Below are 19758 nucleotides of genomic sequence, written 5' to 3'. Positions count from 1 at the left end.
ACTTTTCTTATTAAAATTAAGTGTTGAGACTAATTATTTTATTTTGTTTACTCTGTTTTTCTAACCTATTTTCACAATCTAAAGCTACAATAGCAGGAACTGTGAAAACATTAGAAAATGAAAGCCTAATTGGAGTAAACATTTCTTTTGAAGTTAATAATAAATATTACTATTCTACGAGTGATACTTTGGGTCACTTTACCCAAAATCTTCCATTGGGATTAGTTAAACTTAAGGTTAATCATTTTGGATATCTGGAAAAATCTATCAGTTTTGATTGTAAGAGCGACACAATAATCATTATTGAGTTAAAAGGAGATATTTCTCTTTTAAAAGAAGTAGTGATAGCTAATGATAAAAAAAAGGCAATTACAAATCTTTCTGGCAGTAAACTATCTTTTAGCCCTAAAGAATTATCTACGGTTCCAACTGTTTTGGGAACAACTGATATCGTTAAGATTTTGCAGCTAACACCTGGAGTGCAGAATTCTGGTGATGCAAATGGATATTTGTATGTAAGAGGAGGAGATCCTGGGCATAACTCTATGTTGTATGATGGAACGCCGATTTATGGAATGTCACATTTATTAGGTGTTTTTCCGTTTTATAATACAGATCATATACAAGAAGTTGAATTTGATAAATCAAGTTCAAACTCAAAATATGGAGGACGTTTAAGTTCAACAACTTTATTAATTCCTAATAAAAAAATTCCTTCAGAGTTTACAGTTCAAGGAAATGTTGGTTTGCTGGCATCACAAATTACATTAGGTATTCCGATTAGCGAAAAAACCGGAATTACAATCTCAGGAAGAAAAACATATATCGACGAAATAATTGCTCCGCTGGTTAGTTCAAATTCTAAGGATGAAGATGTTCAGGATATGAAATACGGATTTTCGGATGCTAACTTAACTTTTGTTACCGAGATTTCTAAAAACAACTTATTAACTGTCTCAGCTTTTACAAGTGCTGACAAATTACGAATAAATGACTCTAATCTGGCTTTGGATGCGAGTTTAAAATGGAGTAATTTTAATATATCGCCTACTTTAGTTTCTAAGTTATCTTCTGATGTAACAATGTCTAATGCTATTTATTATACGCGATATACAAACGAGTTAGATATGGAGCAATCGACGATACAAATGGGGATTTCATCATTTGTAGAAGATTTTGGATTTACCAATTCGGTTGATTATTCGATAAAAGGAATTCCTTTTGAATCAGGTTTACAATATGTTCATCATAATTTGCAGCCACAAAAAATTGAGATAGAAAATTTAAGCACTGCGAATAATGCCAATCAAAACAATCTAATTAAAGCTAATGAACTGGCGGTTTTTACGACAGCAAAACCAAAGTTATTAGATAATTTAATTGCAGAATTAGGTTTAAGAATTAACTATTATAATTCGGGATCAAAATCGTATTTGCATTTTCAACCACGTGCTGTCCTTAATTATTATATGAATAAGAATCTCTCGTTTTATGCTTCTTATAATAGACAAAATCAATATTTAAATTTAATAACAACTTCGAGTGTAGGGATTCCTACTGATTTTTGGGTTGCGAGTACCGATGGAATTCCTGCACAATCTTCAAACGAATTTGCTTTAGGTTCAAATCAAACAATTTCGAAAAGTTTTAGTTCTTCGTTTGGGGCATTTTATCGCTCGATGAAGCATTTGCTTGAATATCCTTATGGAGTTACACAGTTCAATCAAATTTCGACACTAAAAAATGATTTGTTAGAAGGGAATGGAAAAGCATACGGATTAGAGTTTATGCTCAAAAAAAGTAGTGGTAGGTTTAAAGGATGGATAAGTTATACCTTGAGTTGGTCTGATAGAAATTTTGATAAGCTTAATAATGGGAATACTTATTATGCAAAATATGACAGACGCCATAATTTGGCATTGGTAGGAACGTATGATTTAAGCACAAAATGGAATTTTGGAGTTACTCAAATTTTTAGTTCAGGTAATCGTTTTACTATGCCAACATCTTGGTACTTTATAAATAATAATCCGGTAAAGGAATATTCTGAGTATAATAATGCACAAATGCCAAATTATATTCGAACAGATTTTTCGGTTAATTATTATTTTACAAAAACTGCTAGAAAGGAAAGTGCTCTTAATTTTTCTGTATATAATACATTTAGTGTTGAGAATCCTGTTTATGTGGTGTTAAGTGTGATTATGAATGAAGATAAAAATAGTGTAATTGTTAAGCCAGAGAAAAAGGTTTTGTATCGAATACTTCCTTCTATAAGTTGGAGATTTAAATTTTAAACGATGAAAAAATGCATTTTATTTCTTTTGATGATTATAGCGTGTAGCTGTAATAATGATACTTTTAGTGATGGAATTAAATTAGAATCGAAACTGGCTGTTGAAGGATGGATTGAAGAAGGAGATGGGCCACAGGTAATATTATCGAGAACGATACCAATAAATGATGTTATTGATTCTACCAATGTTTTAGATCATGTAATACGTTCGGCTAAGATAACAGTATCGGATGGAGAAACCACAGAGGTTTTAAGAGTTAAGAATGATGATGACAGAGTTCCACCATTTGTATATTTTGGTAGCGATATAATTGGGAAAGCAGGGAAGACCTATACATTAAAAGTGGAGTATTTAAATAGAGTATTAGAAGCTACTACAAGTATTCCTAAAACAGTACCAATTATAAGTGCAACATACGAAAAGAAGAATGTGAGTGATACTACAGGATATGCTTTTATAAAGTTTGATGATCCTGTAAACGAAAAGAATTATTATCAAATTGCTACAAAAATAGATAAGAAAGAACCAATTTTTGTTCCTGCTTTTTATGGGAATCTGGATGATGAAAAATTTGAAACTCATTCTGTTTCTATGCAAATAAACAGAGGGATTTTACTTTTTCCTAAAACTAAATTCACGCCGTATTTTACCGATGGAGATTTAATTTTTGTAAAACTAAGAACGATGAACAAAGAGGCATTTGATTTCTGGAACAGTTGGCAAAACGAAATAGTAAACAGTAAAAATCCAATTTATCCTTCTAATACAAGTTTAAAATCGAATATAAAAGGTGGAGTAGGTATTTGGGCTGGTTACGGACAAAGTACCGTTCAGGTTAAAACGGTTTCAAAAAAATAAAGCCGATTTGAATTGTTTTCAAATCGGCTTTAGATTAATTATTTTAAAGGTAAATTATCTTTTAAAACTTCCTAAAAATTTATCGAAATCAGCTTTTATTTTTTCAAATCCTTCTGAGAAATAAACGCTCATTGCTACTTGAGTATTGTCATTGAATTTTAAATAAGATACTTCTTCGTATTCTTGATTAGTAAATATCTCTGGATTGTTTTCCCAGAATGACCAATATCCACCTTCAGGATAAGAATTGCCTGTACGAGCTACCCAAACAGGTAATTCTGAGGTGTAGCTATACCCTTTTTCAGAACGTTGAATAATGTCTGCAATCTTAGTTCCGTCTTTTTTAGATACTAAAATTAGTTTGGTGTTTTTATTTGAATTATTTACATTGCCTTCAGATAGCTTTTGACGGTATGTATTTCTTGCTGTATAATATGCTTTGTAATCACTATTACGTTTATAGCTGTCATTAGGATAGTCAGGATAAACTAAGCTTTTCTCTAAAGCTTCATCATCTTTTGCTTCTCCTTCATTGTCTGTATTAGCAACAATAAGAAAGTTATCCATTATTTTTGCTAATCCATTCGCTTTACCTCTGTATTGCGCAAGTGGTTCTTCTTTTAATAAACCATCAATATCTGCAGTACTTCCTGCAGTAAATTCTACTAAATTCTTTCCGTTATATGTAAATGAACCTTTACCAGTGTTGTCAGTAGCTTTTTTGTTACCAGTTACTTCAAGAGTATATCCATCGTTTAATACCATTTTGTAGCTAGCTTGGTCTGGAGCTACGATTCCGTTAGTGTATTTTGCATTAGTTACAAAAGTTGCAGCTTGAGCGCCACCAATTGTTAAAATTGCATCTGCAGATGTAGGTAAAAAGAAGTAATCATTTATTGTTGGAGTTTGAATCATTTCTTCTTTTATTGGGTCATATGACCAGCTTCCGTAAGTGTCTGTAAACGCTACTTTTATGTCAGAAGAAACACTTTTAGCAGAAAATATTGCGTTGTTTTCTGTTCCATTTGCTTTAGCAGGGAAAACAAATTTTAACTCTGTACTTGAAGATGCTTTAGTCCAAATTTTGTCAGTGTTGTTCCAAGTATAAATACCGTAAACATCAGCTACTTTTAAAATGTCTTCTACTTCATTTCCATTTTTTCCTCCAAAAATATCAGCTGGGCTAAGACTTAGTAAATTTCCTAAATTTTGGATAGCTTCGATTGCACCAGAAGTTTTCGTTTTCTCCATTTGTACAAGCATTTCATTTGCTTCAACCTCAAGTTTTACTTTTTGGTCAGCAGGAGCTAAAGAAGAGTAAGGTAATTTGCTAATTCTAGCAATTTGTTCTTGTAATGTTTCTTCTTTTGTAATAGGATCTGGATCGGTAATAGTTTCGTCGTCATTACTTGAACACGAAATAGTAAGCTGCGAAAGAATCACAGAGGCTAAAAATAATTTTTTAATCATGGTAAAGGGTTTAAGTTAAGGGTGTCTAATTTGTTAATTCTTAATAATCGACTTGGTAGAATTTAAAATTCAAACTTTTTGTTAAAAGAAATAAATTTCGTGCAAAATTACACTTATATAACGATGTCGCAATACCTGATTTTAGTGATTTTCGCTAGGTTAAATTAGTTTTTTACCTTTGTAGTATGATTTAGTTAATTAAAAATAAAATTATATTAAATGTTATACTCAAAAATAGAAGGCGAAGGCAAGCCATTATTGATTCTTCATGGATTTTTAGGAATGTCTGATAATTGGAAAACGTTAGGGACACAATTTGCTGCCGATGGTTTTCAGGTTCATATTTTAGATTTACGTAACCACGGGCGTAGCTTTCATTCGGATGTATTTACTTATGAGGCGATGGTGCAAGATGTTTTAGAATATTGTGAAGCTAATAATTTAGATGAAGTCGATATCATTGGACATTCGATGGGAGGTAAAACGGCTATGTTTTTTGCAGCAACACATCCTGAAAAAGTTAATGAATTAATTGTTGCCGATATTGCTCCTAAATATTATCCGCAACACCATCAGGATATTTTGGCGGGATTAAATGCAGTCGATTTTTCGATAAAGCCAAGTCGTAACGATGTCGAAGCTATTTTGGCAGAGTATATTTCTGATTTTGGAACAAGACAATTCTTAATGAAAAATTTGTATTGGCTTGAACCGGGACAATTAGCATTCCGATTTAATTTACCAGTTTTTAATACAAACTTAGAAGCTATTGGTAAAGAATTAGATGCTAATTTAGTTTTTAATAATCCTACATTGTTTATTAGAGGAGGAGCTTCGAGATATATTTTAGATTCGGATTTTGAGAATATCAAACAGCATTTTCCAGACGCTAACATCGAGACAATTCCTAACGTTGGACATTGGCTACATGCCGAAAATCCTAAGATGTTTTACGAACTATCCATTGAGTTTTTGAAGAAATAATTATTCTTTTGATGAAAATTTTATTACTTTTAAATGAATTTTAAAACGAAAAAATATGAAATTACTACTCAGAATATTGATTACCGCAGGTTTAGTATTGCTAATTGCTCATTTTATGCCAGGCGTTCACGTAGCTAGTTTTACTATTGCTTTAATTGTTGCTGTGGTATTAGGATTGCTTAACATTTTTATAAAACCATTGTTGGTATTGTTCACATTACCAGTTACTTTACTTACGTTTGGCTTGTTTTTATTAGTTATCAATGCGCTAATTATTTTGTTGTGTACTAAAATTGTTGGCGGGTTTACAGTCGACTCATTTTGGACAGCATTAATTTTTAGTATCGTACTATCTATACTACAGTCGATTACATATAAAGTGTTAGGAGAGGATAAATAAATGAGTAATAAGAAAGTGTATTAAAAAGCACTTCTTATCAATATATTAAAAAGCTTGGTTGGGTTGCAAAAATTTTATAATTTTGCAACCCAATTTTATTATGTAAATTAAAGAAGAAGATGGATATTAAAAGAGTCGCAATAAACGCAGTAAATGAGACAATTGTATTGAACGTTGTTCATATGGATTACAAAGGTCAAGTAGCAAAAAGAATAAACGAAAAAATGCCTTTGGCAACTGTAAAAGGTTTTAGAAAAGGTCAGGTACCAAAAGACCTTGTTGAAAAACAATACGGGAAATCTATTAAACAAGAAGAAGTTAAAAAAGTAGTTGATTTGGCTTTGGAGCGTTATATTCAATCTGAAAGATTAAATCTTCTTGGAACTCCACTTGCTAAAGAAAATGAAAATTTTGATTGGGATGCTGAAGAATTAGTATTCGAATACGAAATTGGTTTAGTACCAAACTTTGAAATTAATCTTGAAGCTAAAAATGATATCGTAAAATATATCGTTACTGCAGATGATAAATTAATTGATGGTCAAGTAGAGCGTATCCAAAAACAATTTGGAAAAGCAATTCCTCAAGACGTAGTTGTAGCAGATTCTGATATTACAGGAACTTTTACAAACGAAGAAAAAGGAATCAACAATACTACAACAATCTCACTTTCTATCTTTAAAGATAAAAAAACTGCTGATAAATTCATCGGGAAAAAAGTTGGAGATGTTGTAACTGTAAACACTAAAGGTTTATTTGAAGACGATCACCAATTAATGGATTACTTAAAAGTAAGTCATGATGATGTTCATGGTCTAGAAGTAGATGTTAACTTTACTATCGAAGCTATCAACGGTGCAGAATTGGCAGAATTAAACCAAGAATTGTTTGATAAACTTTTTGGTGAAGGTAAAGTAGCTTCATTAGAAGATTTGAAAGCAAAAATTAAAGAAGATGCAGAGCTTCAATTTGCACAACAAGCAGATCAAAAATTATTATTAGATGTTCAGGATTTCTTAATCGAGAGCACTAAATTTGAATTGCCAGCTGAATTCCTTAAAAAATGGTTGCAAACTGTAGGTGAGAAAAAATTATCTCCAGAAGAAGCAGAAGTTGAATACACAAGATCTGAAAAAGGATTGCGTTTTCAATTAATTGAAGGAAAAGCAATGGCTCAAAGTAATATCCAAATTACATTTGAAGACTTGAAAGCATTTACAACAAACGCTATCAAACAACAAATGGCTCAATTTGGACAAACAAATCCAACTGACGAAGAAGTTCAGGCAATTGTAGCAAGAGTATTATCAAACCAAGAAGAAGTAAAAAGACTTTCTGAGCAAGTTGTTGCAGAGAAGTTATTGGTATTGTTTAAAGAAAAAGCAAACCCAACAACTAAAGAAGTAACTTACGAAGAATTTATTGCAGCTTCTTACGGAGAATAATTTCTAAAAAAAATAAGTATATTTGAGCGTCAAAAGAATATTTTTCTTTGACGCTCTCTTTTTTTAGATTTCAAATTTAAAATAAGACATATTGGCATTGTTTATAAAGAGGTATGACCTTTGATGAAATAAAATATACAATATAGTAACGTACAACTTAGAACAAAAAAATATGAACTACGGTAAAGAATTTAAAAAATTTGCTACAAAGCACCAAGGAGTGAATGCTATGTATTACGATAAAATCGTAAGTGCAATGAATCCAACTAATATGACTCCATATATTATCGAAGAACGTCAGTTGAATATTTCACAGTTAGACGTTTTTTCAAGATTAATGATGGATAGAATCATTTTCCTGGGAACAGGAATTGATGATCAAATTGCAAATATCGTTCAGGCACAATTGTTATTTTTAGAAAGTGCAGATGCGTCTAAAGATATTCAGATTTACCTAAACTCTCCAGGAGGAAGCGTTTATGCAGGATTAGGAATTTATGACACAATGCAATACATCAAGCCAGATGTAGCTACAATTTGTACAGGAATGGCTGCTTCTATGGGAGCTGTTTTATTATGTGCAGGAGCAGCAGGAAAACGTTCGGCTTTACCACATTCAAGAGTAATGATTCACCAACCATCAGGAGGAGCTCAAGGAGTTGCTACCGATATGGAAATCAATTTACGTGAAATGTTGAAACTGAAAGATGAATTATACAACATCATTTCTCAGCATTCAGGACAAACTTTTGATAAAGTACATAAAGATAGCGAGCGCGATTACTGGATGATTGCTGATGAAGCTAAAGAGTACGGAATGATTGATGAAGTTTTGAGAAGAGGATAAATTTTTAAAGGTTCAAAGTTGCAAAGGCACTAAGTTACAAAGTGCATTATTTTGTGAATTTGAAGATAAAAATTTAGGTTAAATAAAATCAGTTTGCAGTTTTACAGTCGCAGTTTTCAAAACTGAGAACTGAGAACTGATACTGAAAACTAAATATAGATGGCAAAAGTAGTATTAGAGTGTTCGTTTTGTGGGAGAAAAAAGCCAGAGACCAATTTATTAATTGCTGGTATAAATGCACATATTTGTGATAAGTGTATCGAACAAGCACACGGAATTGTTTTAGAAGAATTAAAATCAAGCGGAAGCGCTAAACTAGTTGGTGATTTAATATTAAAGAAACCAAAAGAAATTAGAGCATTCTTAGATCAATATGTAATAGGTCAGGATCAAACCAAAAAAGTAATGTCTGTTGCGGTTTACAATCACTACAAACGTTTAATGCAACAACAGTTGGATGACGAAGTAGAGATAGAAAAAAGTAATATCATTATGGTTGGTCAAACAGGAACAGGAAAAACATTAGTGGCAAAAACCATTGCAAAAATGTTAGATGTTCCTTTGGCAATTGTTGATGCTACCGTTTTAACCGAAGCAGGATATGTTGGAGAAGACGTAGAGAGTATTTTGACACGTTTGCTTCAAGCTGCCGATTATGATGTGGCTAAAGCCGAAAGAGGAATCGTTTTTATTGATGAAATAGATAAAATTGCTCGTAAGAGCGATAATCCATCAATAACACGTGATGTTTCGGGCGAAGGAGTTCAACAAGCATTATTGAAACTTTTAGAAGGAACAGTTGTAAACGTACCACCAAAAGGAGGACGTAAGCACCCAGACCAGAAATTTGTTGAGGTAAACACACAAAACATTTTGTTTATAGCTGGAGGAGCTTTTGATGGAGTAGAACGTATTATTTCAAAACGTTTAAACCGTCAGGCAGTTGGTTATAGTACATCAAAAAATGTGGATAATATCGACAAAGACAATTTATTGCAATACATCATTCCAAAAGATATAAAAGACTTTGGATTGATTCCTGAAATCATTGGTCGTTTACCAGTTTTAACGCATATGGATCCTTTAGACAGAGAAACATTGCGTGCAATTCTTACTCAGCCTAAAAATGCATTAATTAAACAATATCAAAAATTGTTTTTAATGGATGAGGTAGAGTTTACAATTACCGATGAAGCTTTAGATTTTATTGTTGATAAAGCTTTAGAGTATAAATTAGGAGCACGTGGATTGCGTTCGTTATGCGAAGCAATCTTAACCGATGCGATGTATGATTTACCAAGTTCTGATGTTAAAACATTAGAAATTGATCAAGATTACGCTAAAGAAACATTGAATAAAAATTTATTGAAACGATTAGAAATTGCTTCGTAATGTTTTAAAATAAATTTGTCAAAGTCTAAGATCCAGACAAAGATTAAAAATTAAAAATCCCGGCATTGCTGGGATTTTTTTTATCTCACTCTAAACTTCTCCCGATATTCTATCGGTTTCATTCCGACCATTTTATAAAAAACTTTTCTAAAAGATTTAGGGTCATTATAGCCAGTTTTTTCGATAATCTCCGATATAGAAAGCTGTGTTTGCTCGAGATACTTCTTCGAACTTTCTACACGAATGTTCTGCAAATACTCTATAGGAGGAATTCCAACTACTTGTTTAAATCTTCGAGTCATATTACGGTTACTAGTTGGGATATCTTTAGTGACCTCTTCGAGTTTTTCTATTGTACTGTATTCGTTTTCTATCTTGTGTTGCAATTGGGCAACAAGAGTATCATTGTGTAAATGATTAGGTCTAAAAGTGCTAAAATAACTTTGTTTGTGACGGTTTAAATCAATAGCAAATATCTTAGCAATTTGCACGGCAACTTCATTTCCGCAATATTTCTGAACCAAAAGAATCAGTAAATGAAAAGACGAAGTAGATCCGCCACTAGTATAAAGTGTTCCATCTGCGGTAAGTGTTTCTTCGGGTTTTAAATTGACCAATGGAAAGGATTGATTAAAAGCACTACAAGCATCAACATGAGTTGTTGCCAGCTTTTCATCTAATAATCCCGAAGCACCAAGTAAGAAAGCACCAGTACAGAAACTAGCTATTTCAGCTCCAAGCAAATGTTGTTTTTTTAGCCAAGGAATAAAATTGCTGTTTTTTGCAATCATTCCCTTCATATCATCTGTGGTAAATGCAGGAATTAAAATCAATCCAAGTTTTTCTTCAGAAGATTGGATAGAATTAACTTTATAATTAAATAATTTTTCTTGCTCCATTTGTTCAGATGATTGAAAAACGAATATTTCAAATGGTTTTTCACCTTCAGGATGCAATTTATTAGCAGTTTCAAAAACTTCAAGAATAGCTGCAATACTCAATAATTTATAGTCATGCGGAACGATTAACCCAACTTTTTTGCTCATTATTTCTCTTTTTTAATGAAAATGACTTATACAAAAATAGTTTTTTTGTCTTAAATGACCCCAAAAATGACTTTTATTGTGGTCTAAAGGCTAGACGATTACTTTAAATTTGCTTTAAATAATTTGTAAATTTATATAAAAATGAAAACAGAAATTTTCTTAAATCTTCCAGTAAAAGATTTAAATCGCAGTATGGCTTTTTTTACAGCATTAGGTTTTACATTCAATTTAAATTTCACAGATGATAAAGCAGCTTGCTTAGAAATCGGAGAAAATATATATGCAATGCTTTTGTTAGAAGAGTTTTTTAAAACATTCACACAAAAACAAATTTGTAATACAGCAACAACAACCGAAATCTTAATGGCGTTATCTGTTGATAGCCGGGAAAAAGTAGATGAATTAATTACAGCAGTAGTAAAAGCAGGCGGAACTGAATATATGGAAGCCAAAGATTACGGTTGGATGTATCAAAAAGCTTTTTTAGATATAGACGGACACCATTGGGAAATTTTTTTCATGGATGAAAGTCAAGCACCAAAAAAATAAAAATCAATTTATAAAGTATAATTTTAATCAATTGAATATGATAACAGTTCAAAGTACAGTAAAAGCTCCAATAGCAAAAGTTTGGGAAATATGGACAACACCAAAACATATACAAGAATGGAATAATGCTTCTCCAGATTGGCATACACCATATGCCGAAAATGATTTAAAAGCAGGAGGTAAATTTAAATCGACAATGGCAGCCAGAGACGGAAGTATGAGTTTTGATTTTGAAGGAGAATACACCTTGGTAAAAGAAAATGAAGCTATTAAATACGCAATGGCCGATGGAAGAAAGGTTGAAATTAGTTTTAAAGAAACACCAAACGGAGTAGAGGTAATAGAAAGTTTTGATCCTGAAACACAAAATCCAGAAAATTTCCAACAACAAGGATGGCAAGCAATTTTAGATAATTTCAAAAGTTATGTAGAGAGTAATTAAAGGAAGGTTCAAAGGCGCAAAGGTTCAGAGAGGTAAAGGTTCAAAGGTTTTTCTAAAAGATGGTTAAAAAATAATAACTTAAAAATATTAAAAATGACAAGACAAATATGGCTTAATCTGCCAGTAAAAGATGTAGCAAAATCGAAAGCCTTTTTCTCAAAAATTGGATTTTCATTTAATGAAGAACACGACACACCAAACTCAACTTGCATGCTTGTTGGCGATGGTAAATTTGTAATAATGCTTTTTGAAGAGAATATCTTTACAGACTTCTCTCAAAATAAATTAACAGATACAAAAACAAGTTCAGAGGTTTTAATTTCTATAGATGCCGAAAGTAAAGAAGAAGTAGATGCACTTGCTCAAAAAGTTCAGGAAGCTGGAGGAAATGTTTTTGCAGCTCCTGCAGAAAGTCGTGATTGGATGTATGGTTGTGCTTTTGCAGATTTAGATGGACACCGTTGGAATTCTTTATTTATGGATTTTAGTAAAATACCAAAATAAAATCTCATGGAAACTTTAGAGTTTGCAATCAGAATTAAAGCTACTGTCGAAACAATCTGGTCAGTTTTATGGGATGACGAAACTTACAAAAAATGGACAAGTGTTTTTTGCGAAGGTTCACACACTATAAGTGATTGGAATGAAGGCGATAAAATACATTTCATGTCGCCTAACGGAGAAGGAATGTATAGTGTTATCGAAACTAAAATTCCAAATGAATATATGGCTTTTAAGCATTTGGGTGAAATAAAAGACTTTAAAGAATTACCCATCGATGAAGCAACAAAAAAGTGGAGTGGAGCAATGGAAACCTATCGATTGACCGAAGAAGATGGCTTTACAGTTCTCGAAGCTAAAGTTGATACGCTCGAGAAATATATAGATTATTTTAAAGAAGTTTTTCCGAAAGGATTAGAAATGGTAAAAGAATTATCAGAAGAAAAATAATAAAAACACTAACAATAAAAATAAAATATCATGGCAGCAGTAAATCCCTATTTAATATTTAATGGAAATTGCGAAGAAGCATTTCTATTTTATAAATCAGTTTTTGGAGGTGAATTTGCATTTATTGGAAAATTCAAAGATATGCCTGCAGACGAGAACTGTTCTCAAGTATCAAAAGATAGTGAAGAAGCAGAAAAAATTATGCACGTTAGTTTACCAATTGGACAAACCATTTTAATGGGAAGCGATAGTACCGAACAATCAGGAAAGGTAACTTTTGGAGGGAATTTTTCGGTTTCAATTAATGTCGAAAGTGCACAAGAAGGTGACAGAATCTTTAACGGACTCTCAGCAGGAGGAAATCCATTTATGCCAATGGGTAAAACTTTTTGGGGAGCTTATTTCGGAATGTTTACCGATAAATTTGGAGTAAACTGGATGGTGAATTTTGATGAAAATATGCCAAGTAGCTAAATTAAATTATTACCTCGAGGTAATTAATTTCAGGAGATTATTTAGAATAATTTTAGAACAAGACTTGCTTGTTTTTTCAGTTGTTCTAAATAATCTTTTTTTATTAAAAGTTACTTCTATATAAGTTATTTTAAGCATTAGAACGGAACATTAAATTATTTAAATAAATCATATTGATTTGTGTTTTTTCTTTACAAGAAAACAAAGCATATTCTTTTTTATCAACAATAGATTGCCGATTTTTGTCACTTCTAAATCAATAAAGATAAAATGACAACAGAAGATAAAGAGATTATTTTATTAAAAGTTTCAGGTCATGATAAACCAGGAGTTACAGCAGGATTAACAGCAGTATTGGCAACTTACGATGCCGTTATTCTAGACATAGGTCAAGCCGATATTCATGATACACTTTCTCTGGGGATTTTGTTCGAAATCCAAGCTGGCTCAACCTCAGGACCAGTTCTAAAAGATTTGTTGTTTAAAGCTTATGAATTAGAAGTTAAGGTAAAGTTTATCCCAATCTCTATCGAAGATTATGAAAAGTGGGTAAAAACACAATCTAAGCAACGTTATATTGTTAATATTCTAGGAGAGGAATTAGCTGCTTCGCAGTTGGCAGCAGTAGCCAAATTATTATCGGATCAAAATTTAAATATAGTTTCTATAATAAGATTAACTGGTAGAACATCAGTAGTCGAAAAAGAAGAATATCCTCGCTCATGCATACAATTATCACTAACGGGAGATGTTGTAGATAAGATTGCCATGACGGCAAGTTTCATGGAAATTTCCAGAACCTTAAATGTAGATATCTCATTTCAGGAAGACAATATTTATAGAAGAAACCGACGTTTAGTTTGTTTCGATATGGATTCAACATTAATCCAAACCGAAGTAATTGACGAATTGGCTGAGCTTAATGGAGTAGGAGAGCAAGTAAGAGCAATTACAGAGTCGGCTATGAATGGCGAGATAGATTTTAACGAAAGCTTTAAGCAACGCATGGCATTGTTAGAAGGTTTGAGTGAAGACGTTTTACAATCCGTTGCCGAAAAATTACCAATCACCAAAGGAGCACATCGCTTAATGAAAGCCCTAAAATATTACGGATATAAAACTGCTATATTATCAGGGGGATTCACCTATTTTGGAGATTATTTACAAAAAGAATTAGGTATCGACTATGTTCATGCCAACCGATTAGAGATTAAAGACGGTAAATTAACTGGTAAATATTTAGGCGAAATTGTAGATGGCCAAAAGAAAGCCGAATACCTAAGAGCCATAGCCGAAAAAGAAGGAATCCACATCAATCAAACCATAGCGGTAGGAGATGGAGCCAACGACTTACCAATGCTAAATTTAGCAGGTCTGGGAATCGCCTTTCATGCAAAACCAACCGTAAAAGAAAGTGCATCAACTTCTATTTCCAGCCTAGGACTCGATGGAGTTTTGTATCTATTAGGATACCATGACCGCTATATCGATATGATTGTTTAGATTATTTACAATAATGTCATCCTGAGCGAAGTCGAAGGCTTATGAGTAGGAATGGGCTTCGACTCCGCTCAGGATGACAAAAAAAACAAACCTTAGTTTTAATTTAAGCTGAGGTTTTTTTATGGGCATGCCCGTAGAAAAAGCGGGTCGGGCTATACATGATTGTGTTCACGAGCGAGACGCTCGCGATAGCTGTGAGGATAATTATGGTTTAGTTTCTATTTCAAAGTTTTTGTTATACCTAATCGTACCTTCATTCTCATTTATTTCTAGCATATTAAGTTCAATTAACTTCTGTAATATGTCTTTTAAGAAATCATTGTATTTGTTTTCTGTCCATTGAATCCACAAGTATCCAGGGAAGTTGTCAGTTTCAAATAAACTTAATTCAACGGCAATGTGATGAATAGCTATATCCATATCCGTCCATTTATTTAGTTTCTCTTTTAAATTCATTTTAATTTTATCTTTGAACTATAATTTGTCCAGTTAAAAAAAATGAATGCCAAGTTGCAAACGATAAAACGAATTTGTCAGTTTGTGATTGATTTTTATTGTGGTTAAAACTTGTGTTCATTTCAATTTTATAAAGTTGATTTGAATTTGTTAATTTAGTTTTCCAACATTCAATAATTTTATACGCTACTTCTCTTGGTTGTAAATCTTTGTTAATGAGTTTGCATTTTATCAACATCATGCACTCTAAATTTCCAGTCATTTCAAACTCAATGTTTTTAATTATTTCTGTTTTGATTAACCAATTTTCAAGGTCCATGCGAAATTTAAGGAAATCATTAGCGTCAGAATATGGCTCAATACTTTTATCAAGTGATTTTAGAAAGGTAGAGCCATCCCAGTAATTAAAGTCTGGTCTTATTATACGGGTGATTTTTCCTTTGCCAACTATTTTGGCACCTTCTCTCGTCTCAAATTCCTGTCCAACAAAAAATTGACCAATATGAAAATCAGTACTTAATGTTTGTAAATAAACTTTAACGGTCTCACCTAGATTACAAGTTTCTTTGTCTATGAATTGTTGTGGAGCATCCCAGTCTTTTCCGTTATAGTAGAATTGACCACGATATCCATTGTTAACAGCAGTTTTGCGTCCACCCTCTTGTTCAGTTAAGTAGTAAATCTCGGCTTCAAGTTGAGGTTCTCTAAGTTCGTATTTATTGATGTTGCTCATCACATCCCTTTCAACTGCTCCAAATAATCTCTTTGATTCGAAAGTCTCGGAATTTTATGTTGTCCGCCTAATTTGTCTTTTTCTTTTAACCAATCGTAGAATAAATTTTCTCTTGCAACATTAATCACCAAAGGATTTAGTGTCATATTATTGTAACGTTTGGCTTCGTAATCGGAGTTTAGGGATTGTAAGGTTTCGTCAAGAGCTTTTTGAAATTGCGAAATATCAGCAGGTTTTTTCTTAAACTCAATCATCCATTCGTGTGCACCTTTTTCTTTGTCTTGCATAAATATTGGAGCTACAGTATAATCTATAACTTCAGTATTTGTTAACTGGCACGCTTTGGCGATAGCCTGATCGGTATTTTCGACCATAAGTTCTTCACCAAAAACATTAATATGATGTTTGGTTCTTCCTGTAACACGAATTCTATAAGGATCTAATGAAGTAAAACGAACCGTATCACCAATTAAATAACGCCATAAGCCTGAATTGGTAGTAATTACGATTGCATAATTTTTATTCAATTCGACATCTGCCAATCGAATAACTTTTTGCTCTGGTTTCCCAAAAGTCTCCATCGGGATAAATTCATAGAAGATTCCGTAATCTAGCATTAGCAATAAATCACTGGAATTATTTAAATCCTGAATGGCAAAGAAACCTTCAGAAGCATTGTATATTTCGTAGTATTTAAAATCTTTTTTAGGTAATATGTTTTTATATTGTTCTCTGTAAGGAGAAAAACTTACACCTCCATGAAAGTAGACTTCCAGATTAGGCCAGATTTCAAATAAATTTCCTTTTCCAGAATCTTCTAGAACACGATTCATTAAAACCAACATCCATGAAGGAACACCAGCAAAACTGGTTACATTTTCATTTTTAGTTTCATTTATAATAGCAGCAATTTTGGTTTCCCATTCGCTCATAAGCGAAGTTTTATTGCTAGGTGTGCTGCTAAATTCTGCCCAAATAGGCATATTCTCAATTAGGATAGCCGATAAATCTCCGAAGAAAGTATTGTTGTTTTCATAAATCTGAGAACTTCCGCCTAAGCGAAGACTTTTGCCCAGAAACAATTCTGAATCTTCATTATTATTCAAATACAAACATAATAAATCCTTACTTCCTTTATAATGACAATCCTCCAGAGCTTCATTACTTACAGGGATAAATTTGCTTTTAGCATTTGTAGTTCCGCTAGATTTTGCAAACCATTTTATTGGAGTCTCCCAAAAAACATTTTGCTCACCTTGACGAGTGCGTTCAATTAAAGGTTGTAATTCTTCGTAAGTTGCAATAGGTAATCTTTCAGAAAAAGTTTTGTATGAGTTTATCGAGGCAAAATCATATTGTTTTCCAACAATGGTATTTTCGGCAGCCAGTAATAAATTATGAAGGAGTTCTTCCTGAACTTCATTTGGATATTTAAGAAAAAGTTCTATTTGATGAATTCTTTGTTTAAGAACCCAAGAGGCAAATGAATTGATTATTGATAGAGGCATGGAGAAATCTTAGATTTTAATTTTTAGATTGTTGTCCCGAAGCTTCGGGATTAGATCTTAAATTTCAGATAGTACAATGGGTGTAAAATCAAGAAATTTAAAATTTGAATATCGACGCACAAATATTAACTTTGTCGTTGTATCAAAAATAGTGTTTTTTTGTAAATGACAATTCTATTTATGGCAAAGATTCCACTTCAAAAATGGAGTTTTAACAGTATCGAGATTTAAATTCTTATGAACGAATCTAAAATCTAAAATCAACTTCCGATAGCTTCGGGACTAAAAATTAAAATCTAATGCAATATCAGGGCGTACTTACAAAGATGCAAACCGAAATGGGGAATCCAATTCAATATTATTTGGTTTTTGAGGACAGTTTTATCAACGTTAATCAATTATTGAATAAAGAAATTGAGATCAGTTTTGTAGGCTTTCAATGTTTGAATTGTGGTAAGAAGAAAAAAATATTCCGTCAGGGATTTTGCTATGATTGTTTTTACTCAAGTCCAGCTGTTGGAGATTGGATTATGAAACCAGAATTAAGTACGGCACATTTAGGAATTCAGGATCGTGATTTGGTATACGAAGAAAAAGTACAATTACAACCACATATTGTATACCTGGCTTTATCTAGCGAAGTAAAAGTTGGAGTGACCAGAAAGACACAAGTACCTACACGTTGGATAGATCAGGGAGCGACACAAGCCTTATCGATTGTAGAAGTTCCGAATCGTTACTTAGCAGGAATTACCGAGGTAGCGTTAAAGAATCATTATGCTGATAAAACAAATTGGAGAAAAATGCTTCAGAATAATATCGAAACTGTTGATTTGATTCTTGAAAAATCTAAAGTAGAAAGTTTGATTCCTGACGAAGTTCGCGAATATTTTTATCCAGAGAAAAATGATTTGTACGAACTACATTATCCTGTTCTTGAATATCCAAAAAAAGTAGCAAGTTTAAGTCTGGATAAAACACCAACTTTTCAAGGAAAACTTACTGGAATAAAAGGACAGTATTTATTGTTTGAAGACGGAACAGTTTTTAATATCCGTGGATCCGAAGGATATGTAGTGACAATAAATGTATAATTCTAAAATTGATATTTAACATATAGAAACATAGATTTAAAATTTAAAGAATTTCTAGAAAATCATGATTTTTTCACATAGTGCTATGTGGTTTATTTTGAGTGAAACGTCTTTTTTATACTTCGAAAGTTAAGCTATGTTTCTATGTGTTGGAATAATTGAGATTAATGGGTAATCATTAGTTTCTTATTGTCGATTCCCTCTCTATAATGAGTGTTGGGAGTTCGATAGTTTGATGAATAACAGGAAGATGTTCTTTAATTTGAGCAATTTCATTTATTAATATAGCAGCTGCACGTTGACCAATATCATAACCAGGTTGGTCAATCGTGGTAAGTTTTGGCGAAATTACGGTAGACATAAACCAATTGCTAAAACCAAAAACGGCAATTTGCTCCGGAATCTTAATATGCATATCGTTGAGGTATTTTATAATACCAATAGCTACTAAATCGGTGATGGCAAAAACGGCATCAACATCTTTGTGTTCCTCAACTAGTTTTTGAGCATTGGCATAACCATCTTCAAAATCGGAGTTGTGATCACATAAATAAACCAGCGTAGGGTCATAAGGAATATTATGGTCTTCGAGTGCTTTTTTATATCCAAGAAAACGGTCAATAGAATTTTGAGGAGTATAAGAACCTCTAAAATGAGCAATTTTTTTATATCCCTTATTTATTAGATACGTTACTGCATCATAAGCAGCTTTTCGGTCATTGATAATCACTTTTGAGCAATCGACCAATTTGGCTATTTTATCAAATAAAACTACAGGAGTATTCTTTTTTATAGCATCATTTATGTGAGAGAAATCATCAGTTTCATTTGATAGTGAAATCAAAATTCCATCAACTCTTTTTTGCTGCAACAAAGCAATCTGTTTTTTTTCAAGCTCATACTTTTCATTAGATTGCAAAATAATCACAAGATAACCTCTGTTTTCGGCCTCGTCTATAATACCATTTAAAACACTCGAAAAGAAATGATGTACCATCGTAGGGATAACAACACCAAGAGTTTTGGTTTCGTTAGTTCTAAGGTTTACCGCATTGGCATTGGGTTTGTAATTCATTGTTTCTACCATTTCAAGAACCCTTGCTCTGGTATTTTCGCTAATATCAGTGTACCCTTTTAATGCTTTTGAAACTGTTGTAACAGAAATTCCTAAAGCAGCTGCAATGTCTATAAGTCTGGTATCATTCATTGAATAAATGTAATAAAACTAATTGATAATTAATTAAATTTAATTAATCGAAAACGTTTTCGGTAAAATCGAAAACGTTTTCGGCGAAAATCTTCATTGATA

20 protein-coding genes are annotated in these 19758 nt (G+C 32.4%); 14 read left to right on the top strand and 6 right to left on the bottom strand.

Annotation, left to right across the window (positions count from 1 at the left end; all coding sequences use genetic code 11):
* Window positions 1-101: 101 nt before the first annotated feature.
* Window positions 102-2297, top strand: coding sequence for a TonB-dependent receptor (locus tag OA93_RS17320; RefSeq protein WP_240474751.1), 2196 nt, complete (start codon window positions 102-104; stop codon window positions 2295-2297).
* A 3-nt stretch (window positions 2298-2300) separates the two neighbouring features.
* Complete coding sequence (locus OA93_RS17315) at window positions 2301-3155, top strand: DUF4249 domain-containing protein (protein WP_039114819.1); 855 nt, start codon at window positions 2301-2303, stop codon at window positions 3153-3155.
* A 54-nt stretch (window positions 3156-3209) separates the two neighbouring features.
* On the opposite strand, the gene OA93_RS17310 is transcribed toward OA93_RS17315, so the two are convergent.
* Complete coding sequence (locus OA93_RS17310) at window positions 3210-4625, bottom strand: hypothetical protein (RefSeq protein ID WP_039114818.1); 1416 nt, start codon at window positions 4623-4625, stop codon at window positions 3210-3212.
* Between the two features lie 219 nt (window positions 4626-4844).
* On the opposite strand from OA93_RS17310, the gene OA93_RS17305 reads away from it, so the two are divergent.
* The 5 genes from OA93_RS17305 (at window position 4845) to clpX (ending at window position 9693) form a co-directional block, all read left to right on the top strand.
* Window positions 4845-5609, top strand: a complete 765-nt coding sequence (locus OA93_RS17305; protein WP_039114817.1) for an alpha/beta fold hydrolase — start codon at window positions 4845-4847, stop codon at window positions 5607-5609.
* 55 nt (window positions 5610-5664) lie between these two features.
* Window positions 5665-6009 (top strand): phage holin family protein, encoded by a 345-nt coding sequence (locus tag OA93_RS17300; protein ID WP_039114816.1) that lies wholly within the window; start codon window positions 5665-5667, stop codon window positions 6007-6009.
* 119 nt (window positions 6010-6128) lie between these two features.
* Window positions 6129-7454 (top strand): trigger factor, encoded by a 1326-nt coding sequence (locus OA93_RS17295; protein WP_039114815.1) that lies wholly within the window; start codon window positions 6129-6131, stop codon window positions 7452-7454.
* 172 nt (window positions 7455-7626) lie between these two features.
* Entirely contained in the window at window positions 7627-8301 is a 675-nt protein-coding gene (gene clpP, locus OA93_RS17290; RefSeq protein WP_039114814.1) for an ATP-dependent Clp endopeptidase proteolytic subunit ClpP, read from the top strand.
* 159 nt (window positions 8302-8460) lie between these two features.
* Entirely contained in the window at window positions 8461-9693 is a 1233-nt protein-coding gene (clpX, locus tag OA93_RS17285; RefSeq protein WP_039114812.1) for an ATP-dependent Clp protease ATP-binding subunit ClpX, read from the top strand.
* 80 nt (window positions 9694-9773) lie between these two features.
* On the opposite strand, the gene OA93_RS17280 is transcribed toward clpX, so the two are convergent.
* Window positions 9774-10739, bottom strand: a complete 966-nt coding sequence (locus OA93_RS17280) for a helix-turn-helix domain-containing protein (RefSeq protein WP_039114810.1) — start codon at window positions 10737-10739, stop codon at window positions 9774-9776.
* 141 nt (window positions 10740-10880) lie between these two features.
* Here OA93_RS17280 and OA93_RS17275 point away from each other — a divergent pair, with 141 nt between their 5' ends.
* From OA93_RS17275 to serB, 6 genes are all read left to right on the top strand, one after another.
* Window positions 10881-11288 carry a VOC family protein gene (locus OA93_RS17275; RefSeq protein WP_039114809.1) on the top strand — a complete coding sequence of 136 codons (408 nt, stop codon included), beginning with the start codon at window positions 10881-10883 and terminating at the stop codon, window positions 11286-11288.
* Window positions 11289-11325: 37 nt separating this feature from the next.
* On the top strand, window positions 11326-11730 hold the full coding sequence (locus OA93_RS17270) for an SRPBCC family protein (protein ID WP_039114899.1): 405 nt from the start codon (window positions 11326-11328) through the stop codon (window positions 11728-11730).
* Between the two features lie 93 nt (window positions 11731-11823).
* Complete coding sequence (locus tag OA93_RS17265; protein WP_039114807.1) at window positions 11824-12234, top strand: VOC family protein; 411 nt, start codon at window positions 11824-11826, stop codon at window positions 12232-12234.
* Window positions 12235-12240: 6 nt separating this feature from the next.
* Window positions 12241-12681: an ATPase gene (locus OA93_RS17260; protein ID WP_039114805.1), complete on the top strand. Its 441-nt coding sequence runs from the start codon at window positions 12241-12243 to the stop codon at window positions 12679-12681.
* A 30-nt stretch (window positions 12682-12711) separates the two neighbouring features.
* The gene (locus OA93_RS17255; protein ID WP_039114804.1) at window positions 12712-13155 is read left to right on the top strand and encodes a VOC family protein; all 444 of its coding nucleotides are present in this window, start codon (window positions 12712-12714) and stop codon (window positions 13153-13155) included.
* Between the two features lie 270 nt (window positions 13156-13425).
* Window positions 13426-14658, top strand: coding sequence for a phosphoserine phosphatase SerB (gene serB / locus OA93_RS17250; RefSeq protein WP_039114802.1), 1233 nt, complete (start codon window positions 13426-13428; stop codon window positions 14656-14658).
* Between the two features lie 204 nt (window positions 14659-14862).
* Here the strand turns inward: serB and OA93_RS17245 are convergent, their stop codons facing one another.
* From OA93_RS17245 to OA93_RS17235, 3 genes are read right to left on the bottom strand one after another with little or no spacing between them, the layout of a single operon-like run.
* The gene (locus tag OA93_RS17245; RefSeq protein ID WP_131474500.1) at window positions 14863-15078 is read right to left on the bottom strand and encodes a hypothetical protein; all 216 of its coding nucleotides are present in this window, start codon (window positions 15076-15078) and stop codon (window positions 14863-14865) included.
* Window positions 15079-15121: 43 nt separating this feature from the next.
* Window positions 15122-15847 (bottom strand): hypothetical protein, encoded by a 726-nt coding sequence (locus tag OA93_RS25275; RefSeq protein WP_205625788.1) that lies wholly within the window; start codon window positions 15845-15847, stop codon window positions 15122-15124.
* A complete protein-coding gene (locus OA93_RS17235; protein ID WP_039114800.1) occupies window positions 15847-17355 on the bottom strand; it encodes a GH3 auxin-responsive promoter family protein in 1509 nt (502 codons plus the stop codon). The genes OA93_RS25275 and OA93_RS17235 overlap by 1 nt, the downstream gene beginning before the upstream one ends.
* Before the next feature lie 299 nt (window positions 17356-17654).
* Here OA93_RS17235 and OA93_RS17230 point away from each other — a divergent pair, with 299 nt between their 5' ends.
* On the top strand, window positions 17655-18449 hold the full coding sequence (locus OA93_RS17230) for a DUF2797 domain-containing protein (protein WP_039114799.1): 795 nt from the start codon (window positions 17655-17657) through the stop codon (window positions 18447-18449).
* Window positions 18450-18627: 178 nt separating this feature from the next.
* Here OA93_RS17230 and OA93_RS17225 read toward each other — a convergent pair whose 3' ends face one another.
* Entirely contained in the window at window positions 18628-19656 is a 1029-nt protein-coding gene (locus OA93_RS17225; RefSeq protein WP_039114797.1) for a LacI family DNA-binding transcriptional regulator, read from the bottom strand.
* Between the last annotated feature and the right edge of the window lie 102 nt (window positions 19657-19758).

The organism is Flavobacterium sp. KMS (genome assembly GCF_000813005.1).
Lineage (GTDB): Bacteria > Bacteroidota > Bacteroidia > Flavobacteriales > Flavobacteriaceae > Flavobacterium.
This window is presented reverse-complemented; position numbering and strand designations above follow the sequence as displayed.